Here is a 16,006-nt window from a genome sequence, read left to right as displayed (position 1 = left end):
CATTGTCTCCGCCGGGGAAGCCACGTGCGATACGCACGAATCGGCAGAGTTCGGAAGAGTGACGCAAGAGGTTCAGAAAAATTGCCGCTGCAGATCGGCTTCGGCAGCCAGTCAGACTTCCGAGGCGACAGCCAAAGCTTTTCCGTAAAACGTTAGGGAAAGCCCTAGCCCGCCCGCCAGCTGTCGTAGCGCGGCCTTGGGATCGTCAAGCGGAAAAACGCCGCTCACCCGGCGGGACATGGCGCTGTCCGGGAAGCGGACGAAACCGTCGTAATAACGCCCGACAGCCTCGACCACATCTGGCACGGCACGATCCATAACAACCAAGGTGCCCGCGGTCCACGAGAAGATGTCTGCAGACGTCTCCGGCATTCGGGCGATGCGACTGTGCGACAGGGACCACGCCGAGCCATCCGATGCGCGAACCTGATTGCCGCCATGCACCGAAAGAATTGCGTCGCCCCCCTGCACAGCGACCACAGTGTGTCGTCGCAAGGCATCAACGCTCAGCCGCGCGCTATCCGTCCGCACCAGTCCATGACTAGTTTTCACGGTCAGCGGCTGCTTAATGCTCGCGCGGCCATCGGTTGCAATCTGGCCCGACGCGAGGTAGAGGTTTCCTTGTGGCCGTTCTGGCGCCGCGTACACGCGCGCTCCAGCGCCAAGCGTAAGCGGCACTCCAACGTTTAGCGTCACTGTTTTCGGAGCGAAGTCTCCGTTGTGGTAATCGGCGTCAAGCGAATACATCTTGACTAGCTGTCGCGTGCCAACACCAGCCAGTACGGCAGCTGCGACGCCGGCGCCAGCCTTCAGCATGCGTCGCCGCGTAGGCGATGGCTCCTGTAGCGCGCGTCGAACGGCTTCCCCGGGCGCACCTTGCAACGCGCGGAACCGCCCCAGCCGCTCCTGGAGACGCGCCCATGCATGGTCATGAGAAGGATCCGCACGCAGCCACGCATCGAACTGTTTCAGCTCAACCTGCGAGACTTCCTCTGCGCGCAATCTGACCTCCCATTCAACCGCCGCCTGCATGGCGGGGGCGAGCGTGTCGGGAGCGTTCGAGGGGGTCAACTTATCAAGTAGCATCGAGTCAGCGCCTGGGCAATATACTTACGGACCATGCTGGTCGACACGCCGAGCCGTTCTGCGATCTCGGCGTATGTGAGACCGTCGATCTGGCTATAGATGAACGCGCTTCTAGCCTTGAGGGGGAGACCGTTCAGCGCTTGATCCACCAAAAAAAGCGCTTGCAATACTTCCGCGATAGATTCCGATGAGGGGGCCGCGGCTGCCTCAGAAACGAGCAGAGACTCCAGATAGGCACGTTCAAGGTCGCGACGCCGCCACATCTCAAACGTGAGGCGCTGGGCGATTACAGTCAAGAACGCCCTCGGTTCGCGCACTGCGGCGAGGTCCTTGATGCCCGCAAGCTCCGCGAACGAAGACGCAGCAAGATCTTCTGCGTCCGCGTGCGAACCAACCCGTCTTTGCAGCTTCGATTTCAGCCATCCAAAGCTGGAACGAAACTCATTGGTGAGCCATATCGACCGCGAGTGGACAGGCTTTACGCCGTTGTCTGCTTCCGCTGACGGCTCCGGGACCGTGGAATTCATTATTCATCCGACGCTATTTCAAAACCACAACATGCAGGTCAATCGTGCAGGTCAACCCATTTCCGGCCTTCTTCCCTCAGCACAACGTTCGAACTACATTGCGTCAAAATCTTAGTATGCCATTTCAAAATCCTCAGGTACGGCCGTCATCTAAAATCCAACATAGGGACATCCCGGACGGACCCCGCAGCGAACCGCTGACGGGTTGGATCGACTGATTGTCGAGTGAACGCCTGAGTGTCTTGCACGCGCCCCTCTGCCACGCAACCGGTCTCGCGGTGATATTGTTCCCGAATCGTCGTCGGTGTATTCCCTCAACCAAAGGATCTGCGATGAAATACCTCGGCTTGGCCTACTTCACCCCCGAACAATTCGCCGCGATGGCGCCAGAAGACGTCAAGGCGTTGGTGAGCCAATGTCCCGCATTGGACGAGAAGATGCGGGCTACAGGCAAGGTCCTGATTTCCGCGTCGCTTGGCGATGTCGAAAGCTGGAGGACGCTGCGCCCGCGCAACGGCAAGACGCATGTCACCGATGGGCCCTATACCGAGTCGAAAGAGGTCGTGGGCGGCCTGTTCGTGATCGAGGCGGATACGCGTGACGAGGCGTTGCGCATCGCCTCCATGCACCCGGCAGCGACGCTCGGAGAAGAAGGCGGATGGGCCATCGAGCTTATTCCCCTCGACTTTTACCTGAGCCGTTGAGGGCCTCGACGCAGTCTCACGGATGCGTCCGCGCTCCTGTCTGCACAAGCAGACAGGGATCACGAATCCGGAAAAGATATAAGGTGACGCAATGGCAGGCAGCGAGAGTTTCAGTGGCCGCGAGAACGACGAAATCAACAGCGCGTCCGGGCAGCGCATGCATTCGCAGATTCCCCCCATCGCGCCGAAGCACACCGCGCTTATCGTCATGCATTATCAGACCGACATTCTCGAACTCTTTCCATCGGTCGCGCCGACCTTGCTCGCCAATACGCGCAAATTATGCGACGCTGCGCGGGCCAAGGGCGTCGGGGTCTATTTTGCCAATCTCCGCTTCAGTCCAGGCTATCCGGAAGTCAGCCCACTGAACAAGAATGGCCAGGGAATCAAGCAACTAGGTCTCTTCGTCGACGACCAGCCCTCGCCGGAGTTAGGCCGGCAGGCCAATGAACCGCTCGTCATTGCGCATCGCGCCAGCGTGTTCTTTGGCACTGATCTCGAGGCGCGACTCTGCGCACACGGTGTCGATTCGCTGATTCTGGTCGGCATTGCGTCGACCGGCGTCGTACTGTCGTCGGTCGCCTATGCGAGCGACGCGGACTTTCGCCTCTACACGGTCAAGGACTGCTGTTACGACCCGGACCAGGTCGTGCATGACCACCTGTTCTCCACTGCGTTCGAATCGCGCACAACGGTGCTGTCGCTCGCCGATGCCTTGCGACTGCTCGCCTAGACAGATCGCTACATTCCCCATCTGAGCGATGGCGTATGCACACGGCTGTCCCAATGCCGCTTCATTTCGTCGTCCAGCACGCACAAGGTGATCGACGCGCCCGCCATCTCCAGCGACGTCGTGAGCGATCCGACCTGCACGCGTGCAATGGCGAGCCCGCGCTGCTGCAGCCACGAGCGTGTGGAATTGAACAACAGATACAGTTCCCCGAGCGGCGTGCCGCCCAGCCCATTGATCAGGATCAGCAGCTCCGAGCCGTCCGCTGGTTTCAGATCGGCGACGATCGCCGTCAGCAGCTCGGCCGCGATCGCGTCGGCGGCAGCAAAGCGCGTTCGCCGCCGCCCTGGCTCGCCATGAATGCCGACGCCGACCTCCATTTCATCGTCGCCGATCTTGAACGTCAGCGTGCCTGCAGCGGGCACCGTGCAACTTGAAAACGCCACGCCCATCGACGCCGTATGCTTGTTGATCCGGTCGCCGAATGCCTTGCATTGTTCGAGATCGGCGCCGCTCTCGGCAAGACTGCCCACCAGTTTCTCGACGATCACCGCTCCCGCCACGCCGCGGCGGCCCGTCGTGTAGCTGGAATTTTCGACCGCCACGTCGTCGTTGATCAACACCATCGCGTTCGGCAGCTCCGACATCTCGGACGCCATTTCGAAATTCATCAGGTCACCAGAATAATTCTTCACGATGAAGAGCGTGCCCGCGCCCGTGTCGACGGCCTTGGCGGCCGCCATCATCTGGTCGGGCGTCGGCGAGGTGAACACCTGGCCCGGGCACGCGGCATCCAGCATGCCGTAGCCGACGAAGCCGCTATGCAAAGGCTCGTGTCCCGAGCCGCCACCCGAAATGAGCGCGACCTTGCCGGCCTTCAGCGCCTTGCGCCGCACGAACACCGGCTCCTGGTTGAGCACGACGAGATCGCCGTGCGCGGCGGCGAATCCGGCAAGGCTCTCGGTCAGAAAGTCGTCGACGTGGTTGATGAACTTTTTCATGGCCTGCGCTCCTTTCACTCTCTGTCTTGCGCGAGCCGCGCGCATACCGCACCGATCATCAACTGGCTCGACCGTGCGCCGGGATCGATGTGGCCGCGCGCACGCTCGCCGAGAAACGACGCACGCCCCTTGGTTGCGAGCATGTCGCGCGTCGCCAGCATGCCCTCTTCCGCGATCAGCGGCAGCGCATCGAGCACGGTTTCGGGTGCCGCCTTGCTGTCGGCCAGTTCCACGAAGCGTGACGCGACGGGAATCAGCACGTCCATCATCGTTTTGCTGCCGATGCCGGCCTTGCCGCGCTGCGTGACGGCATCCACTCCGGCGGCGAACATCTGCGCGGCGCCCTCCACGCTCATCGTCTCTGCGTCCCCGGCGGCCTTCGCCATGCCGTGCAGCAGCGAGAAGAACAGCGGCCCCGACGAGCCGCCAACCGTCGACAGCAGTTTGGACGCGGCCAGATCCAGCGCGGGTCCGATCAGCGCCGCTTCGATATCGGCGCGCATGGCGAAGAGCGCATCGACGCCGCGCAACAGGTTGAAGATATGATCGCCGTCGCCGATCTGCTGATCGAGCGCGGCGATTTCGTCCGTGTGTTCCTTCAGCGTCGAATGCGCGGCTTCGATGCACGCCATGACCGTTTTCCCGTTCATGCCGGAATCCTCCTGCCGTCGGAGCGGAAATAAAGAAGGCTGCGTGGAGGCAGCGACACGCCGACTGTTTGCCCCGGCGTGAAATTGCGCTCGGTCATCGTCGTCGCCACGATGGGGGTGCCGTCGCGCTCCATGATCAGCAGGTGCCGCAGCGGTGAATATTCGAGCACACGAAGGTTGAGCACGTCGCGCGTATCGGGCGCGTGCAGCACGATGTCCTCCGGCCGGATTGCAACCGTCGAGGTGCCCGCCGGCATCGCCGAAGAATCAAACAACGCGCGCGGCAGCAGGTTGATAGGCGGCGAGCCGAGCCGTTGCGCCGCGCCGAGCGAAGCCGGGTTGCCATACACCTCGCGCGGCGCGCCCATCTGCACGATACGGCCCTGTTCGAGTATGCCGATGCGGTCCGCAAGCGTGGTCGCCTCGACCTGATCGTGCGTCACGTAGATGATCGTCGCGCCGATCGAGCGATGCAGCCGCTTCAGTTCGATTCGCAGTTCCTCGCGCAACTTCGCGTCGAGCGACGACAGCGGCTCGTCCATCAAAAACACCTTGGGCTGACGCACGAGTGCCCGTCCGATAGCCACGCGCTGCATCTCGCCGCCCGACAGACGCGTCGCCAGATTGCCGAGTTTCGACTCGAGATGCAGCATCTGCGCGACCGCCTGCACGCGCGTGGCGACTTCCGCCTCGCTCACGCGCCGCCGCGGGGAGCGCAACGGAAACGCCAGGTTGCCGAACACGGTCAGATGCGGATACAGCGAGTACTGCTGAAAGATGAACGCGACGTCGCGGTCCGCGGGATGCATCTGCGTCGCGGCCGCGCCGTCGATGAATATCTCGCCCTCGTCGGGCCGTTCCAGACCGGCAATGAGCCGCAACGTGGTGGTCTTGCCCGCGCCGCTCGGCCCGAGCAACACGACGAACTCGCCCTCCTTCACGTCGATCGACACGTCATCCACCGCGACGATATCGCCGAAACGCTTCGTCACCGCCTCCAGGCGAATCTCAGACATACGCGCCTCCATTGCCGTTGCCGCTGCCGTTACCGTTGAAGGCCATCTGCCGCGCAGCGCCGGGCAGCAGCTTGCCGCTCGTCGCGTCGTACAGGAGCGTGCGAGCCTCCCGAAACGACAGCCCGACCTGCAATCCCGTCGCCCGTCCTTCGTCCTTGCCGACGCGCACGCGCACCACGCCGAGCGCCGTTTCGACGACCAGAATCTGATGCGAACCGAGATACTCGTCGGCGATCACGCGGCCACGCAACGCACTGCGCTCGTCGATCACGACATGCTCGGGGCGCACGCCGAGCAGCGCTTTCGCGGTGCCCGCACCGGTGCGCGGCACGGCTACGGTCACGCCGCCCAGCGCGACGGATTCAGCGCCCGCTTCGACGCCGCTGTCCACCGCGAGGAAATTCATCGGCGGACTGCCGATAAAGCCGCCGACGAAGACACTCGCAGGAAAGTGATAGACCTCATGCGGCGACGCCGACTGCAGCACTTCACCCCCGTTCATCACGACGATGTCGTCGGCCATTGCCATCGCTTCGCGTTGATCGTGCGTGACGTAGACCGTCGTTGCGTTGAGCGCGTTATGCAGCTTGCGCAGCTCGAGACACATCAGTTCGCGGAAGTCCGCGTCGAGTGTGCCGAGCGGCTCGTCCATCAGAAACGCCTTCGGATGCCGCACGATCGCGCGCCCAAGGGCGACACGTTGACGGTCGCCGCCCGACAGCCCGCCCGTCTTCCGGTCCAGCAAACCTTCGATGCGAAGCATATGCGCGGCCGCGTCGACACGAGCCGCAATCTCGCGGCGCGTGATGCCCTCGTTCTTTAGCGGAAATGCGATGTTGTTACGCACCGTCATATGCGGATACAGCGCGAACATCTGGAACACGAAGGCAATGTCGCGTTGACGCGCCCGCAGTCCCGTCACGTCTTCGCCGTCGATCAGAATCTGGCCCGAGGTCGGCAGTTCGAGCCCGGCGATCATGCGCAACGTCGTCGTCTTGCCGCAGCCGGAAGGTCCCAGCAGGACCACGAAGCGACCGTTGCCCACAGTGAGATTCGTATCGCGCACGGCGGTGAAATCGCCGAAGCGTTTGTGAAGGTTGGAGAGAACGATCGTCGACATGACTCACTCCGGAAAGTGGCTGGTCACGACGAAAGCCAGCGCACCCACCAGAATCACGGGGAACGACCAGGTGTACAGATCGACCGTGAATGGCTGGACGAGCATCGCAATGCCGAGGCCGATCAGCACCGTCGACGCGCCCTCACCGTAGCGCCTGCGGAACAGGCGGCGACGCGGCATGGCAGGTTGGACTTTCATTTGCGCACCGCCCCAAAGGTGATGCCGCGCAACAGGTGCTTGCGCAGCACGACGGTAAAGATCAGGATGGGCAGCACGAACAGGGTCGTGGCTGCCGCGACGGCTGGCCAGTCCTGCCCGCCCTCGCCGATGATGAACGGAATGAACGGCGGCATGGTTTGCGCGTCGCCGCTCGTCAGCAGCAAGGCGAACGCGTATTCGTTCCATGCAAAGATCAGGCAGAAAATCGCCGTCGCCGCAATGCCGGTGATCGCCTGCGGCAGCACGACCTTGACGAACGCCTGCAGCCGCGTGTAGCCGTCGACGAGCGCCGCTTCCTCGTATTCACGCGGAATTTCGTCGATGAAGCCCTTGAGCAGCCACACCGCCAGCGACACGTTCACTGCGGTGTACAGCACGATCATGCCCAGGTAGCTGTCGGCGAGCCCTAGCGCCCGGTACATCAGATAGATGGGAATGGCCACGGCGATGGGCGGCATCATCCGCGTGGACAGAATGAAGAACAGCAGATCGTCGGCGAGCGGAACCTTGAAGCGCGAGAACGCATAGGCGGCGAGCGTGCCGAAAAACACTGCGAGAAAGGTCGAACCAAAACCGATCACGAGCGAATTGACAAAACGCGGCAGGACTTTCGACGGCCCCGCGATCACCATATTGCGCTTTCGCACATCGCGGTCGTACCAGGTCTCTGCGGGCGGCAAACTGGCGATGAACTCCGGCGTCTGCCGCGAGCGGATCGTGAAGAGGTTCACATAGCCTTCCATCGACGGATGAAACACGACGACGGGCGGATACGCAATCGCGTCTTCCTGTGTCTTGAAGCTCGTCATAATGATCCAGACGATCGGCAGCGTCGCAATCAGCGCATAGGCGATCACGACGACAGCGGCCAATCTCCTGCTGCGCGGCGATGCAGCGACCACCGACTGTTGAAGTGCAAGGTCTGTCATCGCTGTTTCACCCGGTTGAGCGCCTTCACATAGATATTCGCCGCACCGAACACGACGACGAACAGAATGATCGCCAGCGCGGACGAGTAACCCGTCTGCCACTTCTCGAAGGCCGCGCGCTTGAGCGTGATCGACACCGTTTCCGTCACCGAGCCCGGCCCGCCGGACGTCAGCAGATTCACCATGTCGAACATCTTGAAGTTCTCGATACCGCGAAACAGAATCGCGAGCATCAGGAACGGCAGCGTCATCGGCAGCGTGATCGACCAGAACTGCCGCCACGGCGACGCGCGATCGACTTCGGCCGCTTCGTAGATGTAGTCCGGAATCGAACGCAATCCCGCAAGGCAGATCAGCATCACATAGGGCGTCCACATCCACGTATCGACCATCACGATCGTCCACGGCGCGAGCGGCACGTCGCCGATCATCTGGAACGAGTTGGGTGCAATGCCCGTGAAAAAGCTGACGATGTCGTTGAAAAGGCCCGTTTGCGGCTGCAGCAGAAAGGTCCAGAAGTTGCCGACAACAGCGGGCGACAGCATCATCGGCAGCAGAATCAGCGTGGTCCAGAAACTATGGCCGCGAAACTGACGGTTGATCAGCAGCGCGAGCCCGAAGCCGAGCAGCACCTCGAGCCCGACCGACCAGAACACGAAGCGCGCCGTCACCTGCATCGCGTACCAGATGTCTTCGTCGGTGAGTATGTCCGTGTAATTGCTGATGCCGACGTTGCGCGCGGGCACACTCGGCATGTTCGACTTGAAGTTCGTGAACGACAGCCGTAATGCCCAGATCAACGGAAAAATGTTGATGGCGAGCAGCAGCACGATGGTCGGAAGAATGAACAGCCACGCGATGGTGCGGTCAGACAGTCCATGCAGGCGCGCGCCCGCGCGCGTCCGCGCTTTTGTCTGCAACCCTTCCGCAGGAAAAGGCTTGTTTGCCAACATGCCCAGCTCCTTGTGTTCGCGGACCGCCAGGATAAACCGGCTTAGCGGTCCGCGCGTTCATGTGCGTTCATGTGCGTTCATTTGCGTTTATGTGCGTTGAGGCTAGTTCTTCCCTTCCGCCTTGAAGACCTTGTTCCAGTCCTTGACGAGCAGATCGAGCGCTTCTTTTGAAGTCCCCTTGTCGGCCACTACATAGTCGTGCACGCGCTTTTGCATGTCGAGCAGCAACTCGGCATACGCAGGCTCGGCCCAGAAGTCCTTGACGATCGACATCGACTTCAGGAAGGCCGGCGCAAAGGGCGCGCTCTTCGGAAAGTCCGGCGCGTCCACCACCGACTTCGCCGCCGAGTATCCGCCGAGTTGCCACCACTTCTTCTGCACGTCGGCTTGCGCAAACCACTTGATGTATTCGAGCGCGTCAGCCCTGTGATCCGAGTAGGACACGACCGAAATGCCCTGCCCGCCAAGCTGCGTGAACTGCTTCGTTTCCTTTGGATTGACGAAGAAGCCGATCTTGTCGCCGCCGACATTCGGGTCCTTGTACAGGCCGGGGAAGAAGGCGAACCAGTTCATCTGCATCGCGACCTGCCCCGACTTGAACGCATCGAGTCCTTCCTGCATGTAGGCGTTCGTCATGCCGGGCGCGGTGCAGCACTTATAAAGCGCCTTATAGAATTCGAGCCCCTTGACGGCACCCGGCGAATTCACGAAGCCGTCGAGGTGATACGGCTTCTTGGGGTCCTGGTATTCGAAACCGTAGTTGTAGAGCATGTTGGTCACGCCCATCGTGATCCCTTCCGAGCCGCGCTCCGTAAAGATATACACGCCATATACGGTCTTGCCGTCGATCTTGCGCCCCTGGAAGAACTCGGCGGTCTGCTTGAGTTCGTCCATTGTGGTGGGCGGTTCGAGTTCACGCTTGTACTTCTGCTTGAACTCCGCGCGCAGCTCGGGCCTGGCAAACCAGTCCTTGCGGTAGGTCCAGCCTACTGCGTCCGCCATCGCAGGCAGCGCCCAATAATTCGGCGTGTCCTTCGGCCATTCCGCGTAGCCGACGACGGTCGCCGGCACGAAGTCGTTCATCGATATCCTGTTCTTGTCGAAGAAGTCATTCAGCTTCACGTAGTGCCCATTGACCGCGGCACCGCCGATCCACTGACTATCTCCAATGATGAGATCGCACAGCTTGCCGTGCGAATTCAGTTCATTGAGGAAGCGATCTGCGTAACTCGTCCACGGCACGAATTCGAACTTCATCGCAATACCGGTTTTCGCAGTAAAGTCTTTCGATAATTCGACGAGCGCATTAGCGGGGTCCCACGCGGCCCAACATAGCGTTAACTGCTTGCCCTGCGCGTGCGCCGCCGATCCGAAGCTCAGTCCCAGCGACGCGAGGAGCGCCGCGATTATCCTTGCTGACGTAAGACGTAACATGTGTCTTCTCCTTGTCTCTGTCGGGTCTCCAACCTGATGACAGCAGCGCCCATGCGCCGGACGCTGTATTTCAGCTCTGGCGGACTCAGCGAGCCGTCCGCGTGTCGCGAGCTTCAGGCATGCGCATTCTCACGAAGATAAATACGGGTTTCGAGCGTCGGAATGGCGAGCACGCCGCGCACGTCGTTCAGAAAATTGATGGCGGCAAGCCCGGCCCAATGGACAATGCCGCGCACATCCTGATCGAGGATGACGTCGATCGCCCGCTCCGACAGTTGCCTGCGCGTGTCGGCCGTGCACTCGTGGCCGATCAATACGACGCGCGTCTTGTCGCCCGATTCCTGCAACGTCGAAGCGATGCCGGAAATGCCGCCACCCGTCACATACACGCCGACGAGATCGGGGTGCCCCGCCATCAGCCCTTGCACAGCCAGACCGGCGCTTTCGTCGTCTTCGGCGAAATCGGGCTCGGTCAGCCAGCGCAGGTTGCGGAAGTCTTCCTCGAGCACCTGGGAGAAACCCGTGCGACGCTCGAGTTGATCGTAGAGACGCGAGGACGCCGACAGCACGGCGACCGTGCCGATGCGCGAGCCCACGAAGCGTCCCATCAGCAGTGCCGCCGTTCTTCCGGCCATCCGGTTATCGACGCCAACATATGCAGCCCGCGCGCTCGACGGCAAATCCGAAAAGACCGTGACGACGGGCACGTTCCCATCGGTCATGTCCTGAATCATCCGCTCGACCCATGGGTAATCGAGCGGCACGAGTACGAGCGCGTCGTAGTCGATCAGTTGCTGCGCGAGTGCGGTTGCGTCGCGCTGGCTGGAAAGGTCGCAACGGTAAAACGAGGGGACGAGGCGATGCTCGCGAAAAAAGCTGGCCGACAGCGCGATATCGCGCTCGACCTGATCGAGAAAGCGGGAGTTGATTTGCGGCAGGACGAACGCGACCCGAAACGATGTGGTTTTCGCAGGCCGGCCGCGGCTAGCGCGTTCGTCACGCAGCGTGGCCAGCGCGAGATGTACGCGCTCGGCCGTTTCCGGGCGAACCCCCTGGTCGTCGCGCAGCACGCGATCGACCGTGGCCACGCTCACGCCGGCACGACGCGCAATCATCATACGTGTGGCCGGCATGGGTCTCCTCCGCTGCCAGACAAAGAATCGTTTTGTTAACTCAAGATAGTTTTCCCCACGCGAAATGCAAGCTTTTTTCACGCGTTAAATGCGTCATTTTCGCGAGCATGCGGGGAGTCGATTCTCTGTATGTACTTAATGTCGGCCTGGCTTGCCGGCGTCAGAATCGTTGTCCACGAGGCACAAGAATTGATATTTTGTTAGTCATACTTATTTCATTCGTTGCGTAGAAGTGCACCGGTGGCCTATGGGCGGCGTGGCGCTTGTCGGCTTCGCCAACTGTTCGACAAGAAAATCGACGAAAGCCCGCACGCGCGAAGTCAGATAACGCGCGTGTGGATAGAGCAGGATGAACGGCCGCGTGCGTCCGCCTGCTTTGCGCAAGACCTCCACGAGCCTGCCTTCGCGCAAGTCGTCTTGCACGACGAAACGATACGTTTGAAAGAGACCCGCGCCGGCACGCGCGAGCGTCACACCGGCGAGCGCATCGCCAGACGTTGCATAGCTTCCGCTCGTGAGCACATCGCCGTCGTCGAGCGGGTCCGGCAGGGTCCAGGCAAGACGACGGCCGCTGCTCGGAAGGTCAAACTGGATGCACTCGTGCGTCTCCAGGTCCGCAACCGTTTCAGGCACTCCCGCGCGCTTCAGATAGCCCGGCGCGGCCACTACGACCATTTCCGCATCTTCCAGCTTGCGTGCCACGAGACTCGAATCGGCCGGCGCACGTCCGCGTATTGCCAGATCGAAACCTTCGTCCGCAAAGTCGATATTACGGTTGCTAAGGTGAGTCTCGACGTGCACGTGCGGATAGCGCTCGCGAAACGCCGGCAGCAACGGCAACACACGGTAGTGCCCATATGGCGTCGGCATGCTGATGCGCAGCACGCCGGCGGGCGTGGTCTGCTCGCCCGTGACTTCGCGCTCGGCATCGGCGAGCTGCGACAGCGCCTCGCGGCACTGCTCGAAGTAGCGTCGTCCCGCGTCGGTCAGGCGGATCTGGCGCGTGGTACGCACGAAGAGCCGCGCGCCCAGCCGCTCCTCCAGCCGCGCCACGGACCGGCTTACCGCCGCTGGCGTGACGCTCGCGGCATTGGCCGCAAGCGTGAAGCTTCCGAGCTCCGCCGCAAAACAGAAAAGCTCGATGCTGCCGAGCAGCAGATCGTCGAATTTGCGTTGCATGCCTGTCCGCCTTTATCTTTTTCACCAGCAAACCGCCGAATTCAGCCGCACTCGATCGAACGGGTGGGCACGGCACCGATGCCAAGGTTGAGAGAACATCAAGTCGCGCGTCGCGGGCGCGTGCCGATGCTGTCGAGCGGTGCGAGGCGAGCAGACCGGACTGCTCGGCGCCGCACCGCTTGCAGCCGCTGGATACCTCCCGCGTTTCCCGCTCCCGTTGCGCCATCAGTTCGGCCGCGGGCAACCAGTGCGCGAGCGGCGCGGCCTGCCCCTGCCCATTGTGCGCCGAATTCCAAGTCACCCTTCGCTTTGGCGGCTGAGTGAATAGAGCACCACCAGGCTTAGCTACCGAAGAAGATATTGCAGAAGCTGTTAGGACCGACACAAGCGTTCGCGTCCGCCGCCGGCCTCGTGGTACGACGAAGCGGCATGCGCTCGTGCGTCGCGCGAGGCGTATCCGCTTGAGCCGTTTGTTGAACATCGGTTTGCGGAGCGGCAACGGATTGCGCGCGTGCGGCGAAGCTAGCCGACAAGGAAAGGGCAAGAACAACAGCAGAAAGCAGTTTCATTTTCGATCTCTCTATCAAGTATTGGAGGCTTCGCCTCCCGGAACCAGCTTCCCTAGATTACCTGCGAGAACTCGGCACGATAATCCCGCAGGCGCGGGAATGATCTTTCCAATATTCGGGAACATCGGCGGGACACCGATTGCACAGATATGCGCGATGCCCCCGCGAACGCTTAGGATAACAAACGATTAAATTGGCACTGGTGGAAGACGCGGCGCAGTCGCCTATCCAGAATGGAGGCCGAAGTACTGACATTGCGCGTCGATCACAGACGAAAAGCGACTCCTAGAACATATCGGAAGCTGCCTGATGCCCCGCATGCCCGTCGCCCGTATTGCGTTCGCTGCGTGACGGGATAAAAGGCCCGGTAATCATCTCAGCGTAGCTCTGACCGGGTCCGACCATCGGAAACACATCGGCGTTCTGATCGATCATCACTTCGAGAAAAGCCGGTCCTTCGAAATCGATAAAATCCCTGAGCTTCTGATCGAGTTCGGCGAGCGATGCGACGCGCTGCGCGAATTCGAACCCATCTGCCTGCGCCGCCATCACAAAGTCCTTCCGATGCAGCGACTTGTCGCTCACGCATAGGCGGCCGTCATAGAAAAGACGCTGCCACTGCCGGATCATTCCGTCGCCCCTATTGTTCAGCAGCAGCACTTTAACCGGCACGCCATACGTCGTGGCGGTCTCCAGGTCTCCGATGTTCATGCGCAGGCTGCCGTCGCCATCGATATCGATCACGAGCGCGTCCGGGCGCCCCAGTTGCGCGCCGATCGCGGCAGGTAGCCCGAAGCCCATCGTCCCCATGCTGCCGGACGTCAGAAAACTGCGCGGCGCGACGAAGTCGAAGAACTGCGCGGCCCACATCTGGTGCTGGCCCACGCCGGTGGTGACGATTGCCCGGCCGCCTGTCATCTCGCTCAGCTTCTCGACCACCCGCTGCGGCTGGATCAACGCACTGTTGCGGTCGTAGTTCATCCCGAAGCGCTGCTTCAGTTGCCTGACGTGATCGAGCCATGCTGGCGGAGCCTGGACATCCGTGTCGTGATTCATCAAGGATAGCAAGGCATCCCTGGCATCGCCCACGTGAGTCCAGTGCGCATGTTTCACCTTGTTGATTTCCGCCTCGTCGATGTCGATGTGCGCGACATGGCGAGCCCGCGGCGCGAATGCGTGCGGCCGGCCACCCGCGACACGATCATCGAACCGCGCGCCCACCGCGATAAGAAAGTCGCAATCTTCCACCGCGTAGTTCGCGCAGGCCGAGCCGTGCATGCCAAGCATGCCGAGGCCGAGCTCGTGTTTCGCGGATATCGAGCCGAGCCCCATCAACGTACTCACCACCGGTATGCGATAGCGCTCGGCGAACTGGCGCAACTCGGCGGCCGCACCGGCCGCAATGACGCCGCCACCGGCATACAGCAGCGGCCGCCTGCTTTCTCGAAGCAGATTGAAGAATCCGGCGCGCTTGCTGTCTTCGAAACGCGCGCCTTTGGCGACCTTGCGAAGACGATCCGAATACCCGCGAAATTCCAGCGTGCCGTGGCCCTGCCAGGTGCCGGTCCAGTTCTGGATATCTTTGGGCACGTCCACGACGACGGGACCAGGGCGGCCAGTGCGTGCGATTTCGAACGCGCTGCGTAGCGTCTGTTCGAGCTTGTCAGGATGAGTGACCAGAAACACCTGCTTCGCGCACGCCGACATGATGTTGAACACCGGCGCTTCCTGAAACGCATCGCTGCCGATCGCCGCGCGCGGCACCTGCCCACAGATCAGCACCACCGGCACCGAATCGCCATTGCAATCGGCAATCGGCGTCACGGCATTGGTCGCGCCGGGACCCGAGGTGACCATGAAAACACCGACTTTTCCGCTCGCACGCGCATAGCCTGCCGCCATGAATCCCGCGGCCTGTTCATTGGCGGGGACCACGAGGTTGATCTGGCGTTCCGGCGTGTCAGCATGCTGCTCGTTGAAGCGGAACACCGCGTCGTAAGTCGGCAGTATCGCGCCGCCGCTGTAGCCGAACACCGTATCGACGCCCTGTTCGCTGAGTACACGCAAGATGATGTCGGCACCCGACATCGATTCGCCGACCGTTCCTGAAGGCTGAATTTTCTGAGGAGCGAGATTGGGGTTTTGGGTCATACCGGACCTGCATTGAAGTGGACAAAAGAAGACGATTTCCCTTCCGACTCAAGAACAGCGTATTCCCCCTGCCAGTTGCGCGGCGTGCTTTCGACGGGGTTGCCGTATGAAGCGCAGCCCACTTCGCACTCTTTTGATGTGCGTCCCGGATAAACAGTAAGAAGTGGCTCGGTTCTATCGGATTCTGACGACAATCGACGCGGCTCACGCCAGCAAATCAACTGGCTGCGGGCCAGGTTTGGGCACATCCGGGCCACGGCCGCACCGCGCGGCGCGCCGCAACCGCGCTGCCTTGCGCATCTCACCATTCGGTAATCGCCACGTCGAGGTCTTCATCGGTGAAGGCGACGATAAACTCCTCGGGCATCAGCCACGAGTCGACGCTCACGGTTTGCTTATCGACGTCGACGTCGACTTTCGCGTCGGCATCGACCGACTTCAGCGCATGCTCGATCATCGAATGGTCATCCGCGCGGATTTGAGATTTCATCGAGAATTTCACTTTCACTTCTCCATTGAACAAGCTTCGATTCGGACCACTATGAGTCCCAACGACAACGAGAAAAACCAGGCAGGCCTGAATTCACTTTTTTCATCTCCAGCCG

The 16,006-nt window shown here is 61.4% G+C and carries 17 protein-coding genes; 2 read left to right on the top strand and 15 right to left on the bottom strand.

Features of this window, described 5'->3' with window-relative positions; all coding sequences use genetic code 11:
- Nucleotides 1-111: 111 nt before the first annotated feature.
- Both ACEN8U_RS08265 and ACEN8U_RS08260 read right to left on the bottom strand, forming a co-directional pair.
- Nucleotides 112-1,086 carry a DUF4880 domain-containing protein gene (locus ACEN8U_RS08265; protein ID WP_310107943.1) on the bottom strand — a complete coding sequence of 325 codons (975 nt, stop codon included), beginning with the start codon at nt 1,084-1,086 and terminating at the stop codon, nt 112-114.
- The gene (locus ACEN8U_RS08260) at nt 1,068-1,613 is read right to left on the bottom strand and encodes a sigma-70 family RNA polymerase sigma factor (RefSeq protein WP_310107942.1); all 546 of its coding nucleotides are present in this window, start codon (nt 1,611-1,613) and stop codon (nt 1,068-1,070) included. Before ACEN8U_RS08260 ends, ACEN8U_RS08265 begins: the two co-directional genes overlap by 19 nt.
- 332 nt (nt 1,614-1,945) lie before the next feature.
- Here ACEN8U_RS08260 and ACEN8U_RS08255 point away from each other — a divergent pair, with 332 nt between their 5' ends.
- On the top strand, nt 1,946-2,317 hold the full coding sequence (locus tag ACEN8U_RS08255) for a YciI family protein (RefSeq protein WP_310107940.1): 372 nt from the start codon (nt 1,946-1,948) through the stop codon (nt 2,315-2,317).
- 91 nt (nt 2,318-2,408) lie between these two features.
- Complete coding sequence (locus tag ACEN8U_RS08250; protein WP_310107938.1) at nt 2,409-3,050, top strand: isochorismatase family cysteine hydrolase; 642 nt, start codon at nt 2,409-2,411, stop codon at nt 3,048-3,050.
- Nucleotides 3,051-3,058: 8 nt separating this feature from the next.
- Here the strand turns inward: ACEN8U_RS08250 and dhaK are convergent, their stop codons facing one another.
- The 13 genes from dhaK to ACEN8U_RS08185 form a co-directional block, all read right to left on the bottom strand.
- Entirely contained in the window at nt 3,059-4,048 is a 990-nt protein-coding gene (gene dhaK / locus ACEN8U_RS08245) for a dihydroxyacetone kinase subunit DhaK (RefSeq protein WP_310107936.1), read from the bottom strand.
- Between the two features lie 14 nt (nt 4,049-4,062).
- On the bottom strand, nt 4,063-4,698 hold the full coding sequence (gene dhaL / locus ACEN8U_RS08240; RefSeq protein ID WP_014973465.1) for a dihydroxyacetone kinase subunit DhaL: 636 nt from the start codon (nt 4,696-4,698) through the stop codon (nt 4,063-4,065).
- Nucleotides 4,695-5,714 carry an ABC transporter ATP-binding protein gene (locus ACEN8U_RS08235; RefSeq protein ID WP_310107934.1) on the bottom strand — a complete coding sequence of 340 codons (1,020 nt, stop codon included), beginning with the start codon at nt 5,712-5,714 and terminating at the stop codon, nt 4,695-4,697. Before ACEN8U_RS08235 ends, dhaL begins: the two co-directional genes overlap by 4 nt.
- Complete coding sequence (locus tag ACEN8U_RS08230) at nt 5,707-6,834, bottom strand: ABC transporter ATP-binding protein (protein WP_310107932.1); 1,128 nt, start codon at nt 6,832-6,834, stop codon at nt 5,707-5,709. Before ACEN8U_RS08230 ends, ACEN8U_RS08235 begins: the two co-directional genes overlap by 8 nt.
- Nucleotides 6,835-6,837: 3 nt before the next feature.
- The gene (locus ACEN8U_RS08225; protein ID WP_041746744.1) at nt 6,838-7,032 is read right to left on the bottom strand and encodes a hypothetical protein; all 195 of its coding nucleotides are present in this window, start codon (nt 7,030-7,032) and stop codon (nt 6,838-6,840) included.
- Nucleotides 7,029-7,982: a carbohydrate ABC transporter permease gene (locus tag ACEN8U_RS08220; RefSeq protein WP_013592432.1), complete on the bottom strand. Its 954-nt coding sequence runs from the start codon at nt 7,980-7,982 to the stop codon at nt 7,029-7,031. Before ACEN8U_RS08220 ends, ACEN8U_RS08225 begins: the two co-directional genes overlap by 4 nt.
- Complete coding sequence (locus tag ACEN8U_RS08215; protein WP_013592433.1) at nt 7,979-8,935, bottom strand: carbohydrate ABC transporter permease; 957 nt, start codon at nt 8,933-8,935, stop codon at nt 7,979-7,981. The genes ACEN8U_RS08220 and ACEN8U_RS08215 overlap by 4 nt, the downstream gene beginning before the upstream one ends.
- A gap of 102 nt (nt 8,936-9,037) precedes the next feature.
- Entirely contained in the window at nt 9,038-10,369 is a 1,332-nt protein-coding gene (locus ACEN8U_RS08210) for an ABC transporter substrate-binding protein (protein WP_028360014.1), read from the bottom strand.
- A gap of 113 nt (nt 10,370-10,482) precedes the next feature.
- Nucleotides 10,483-11,502: a LacI family DNA-binding transcriptional regulator gene (locus tag ACEN8U_RS08205; protein ID WP_013592435.1), complete on the bottom strand. Its 1,020-nt coding sequence runs from the start codon at nt 11,500-11,502 to the stop codon at nt 10,483-10,485.
- 210 nt (nt 11,503-11,712) lie between these two features.
- Nucleotides 11,713-12,681: a LysR family transcriptional regulator gene (locus tag ACEN8U_RS08200; RefSeq protein ID WP_310107928.1), complete on the bottom strand. Its 969-nt coding sequence runs from the start codon at nt 12,679-12,681 to the stop codon at nt 11,713-11,715.
- Nucleotides 12,682-13,022: 341 nt separating this feature from the next.
- Nucleotides 13,023-13,250: a hypothetical protein gene (locus ACEN8U_RS08195; RefSeq protein WP_310107925.1), complete on the bottom strand. Its 228-nt coding sequence runs from the start codon at nt 13,248-13,250 to the stop codon at nt 13,023-13,025.
- 285 nt (nt 13,251-13,535) lie between these two features.
- Nucleotides 13,536-15,401: a biosynthetic-type acetolactate synthase large subunit gene (gene ilvB, locus ACEN8U_RS08190; protein WP_310107923.1), complete on the bottom strand. Its 1,866-nt coding sequence runs from the start codon at nt 15,399-15,401 to the stop codon at nt 13,536-13,538.
- 301 nt (nt 15,402-15,702) lie between these two features.
- On the bottom strand, nt 15,703-15,903 hold the full coding sequence (locus ACEN8U_RS08185) for a hypothetical protein (protein ID WP_374725914.1): 201 nt from the start codon (nt 15,901-15,903) through the stop codon (nt 15,703-15,705).
- Nucleotides 15,904-16,006: the final 103 nt, after the last annotated feature.

It is taken from the genome of Paraburkholderia phenoliruptrix, assembly GCF_047325075.1.
GTDB lineage: Bacteria > Pseudomonadota > Gammaproteobacteria > Burkholderiales > Burkholderiaceae > Paraburkholderia > Paraburkholderia phenoliruptrix.
Note: the sequence above shows the minus strand (reverse complement) of the source record. Positions and strands in the feature narration are given on the sequence as shown.

What these genes read in the sequence shown, in the direction of transcription:
- ACEN8U_RS08265 (WP_310107943.1), bottom strand. Translation starts at nt 1,086, where the DNA reads ATGCTACTTGATAAGTTGACCCCCTCGAACGCTCCCGACACGCTCGCC.
- ACEN8U_RS08260 (WP_310107942.1), bottom strand. Translation starts at nt 1,613, where the DNA reads ATGAATTCCACGGTCCCGGAGCCGTCAGCGGAAGCAGACAACGGCGTA.
- ACEN8U_RS08255 (WP_310107940.1), top strand. Translation starts at nt 1,946, where the DNA reads ATGAAATACCTCGGCTTGGCCTACTTCACCCCCGAACAATTCGCCGCG.
- ACEN8U_RS08250 (WP_310107938.1), top strand. Translation starts at nt 2,409, where the DNA reads ATGGCAGGCAGCGAGAGTTTCAGTGGCCGCGAGAACGACGAAATCAAC.
- dhaK (WP_310107936.1), bottom strand. Translation starts at nt 4,048, where the DNA reads ATGAAAAAGTTCATCAACCACGTCGACGACTTTCTGACCGAGAGCCTT.
- dhaL (WP_014973465.1), bottom strand. Translation starts at nt 4,698, where the DNA reads ATGAACGGGAAAACGGTCATGGCGTGCATCGAAGCCGCGCATTCGACG.
- ACEN8U_RS08235 (WP_310107934.1), bottom strand. Translation starts at nt 5,714, where the DNA reads ATGTCTGAGATTCGCCTGGAGGCGGTGACGAAGCGTTTCGGCGATATC.
- ACEN8U_RS08230 (WP_310107932.1), bottom strand. Translation starts at nt 6,834, where the DNA reads ATGTCGACGATCGTTCTCTCCAACCTTCACAAACGCTTCGGCGATTTC.
- ACEN8U_RS08225 (WP_041746744.1), bottom strand. Translation starts at nt 7,032, where the DNA reads ATGAAAGTCCAACCTGCCATGCCGCGTCGCCGCCTGTTCCGCAGGCGC.
- ACEN8U_RS08220 (WP_013592432.1), bottom strand. Translation starts at nt 7,982, where the DNA reads ATGACAGACCTTGCACTTCAACAGTCGGTGGTCGCTGCATCGCCGCGC.
- ACEN8U_RS08215 (WP_013592433.1), bottom strand. Translation starts at nt 8,935, where the DNA reads ATGTTGGCAAACAAGCCTTTTCCTGCGGAAGGGTTGCAGACAAAAGCG.
- ACEN8U_RS08210 (WP_028360014.1), bottom strand. Translation starts at nt 10,369, where the DNA reads ATGTTACGTCTTACGTCAGCAAGGATAATCGCGGCGCTCCTCGCGTCG.
- ACEN8U_RS08205 (WP_013592435.1), bottom strand. Translation starts at nt 11,502, where the DNA reads ATGCCGGCCACACGTATGATGATTGCGCGTCGTGCCGGCGTGAGCGTG.
- ACEN8U_RS08200 (WP_310107928.1), bottom strand. Translation starts at nt 12,681, where the DNA reads ATGCAACGCAAATTCGACGATCTGCTGCTCGGCAGCATCGAGCTTTTC.
- ACEN8U_RS08195 (WP_310107925.1), bottom strand. Translation starts at nt 13,250, where the DNA reads ATGAAACTGCTTTCTGCTGTTGTTCTTGCCCTTTCCTTGTCGGCTAGC.
- ilvB (WP_310107923.1), bottom strand. Translation starts at nt 15,401, where the DNA reads ATGACCCAAAACCCCAATCTCGCTCCTCAGAAAATTCAGCCTTCAGGA.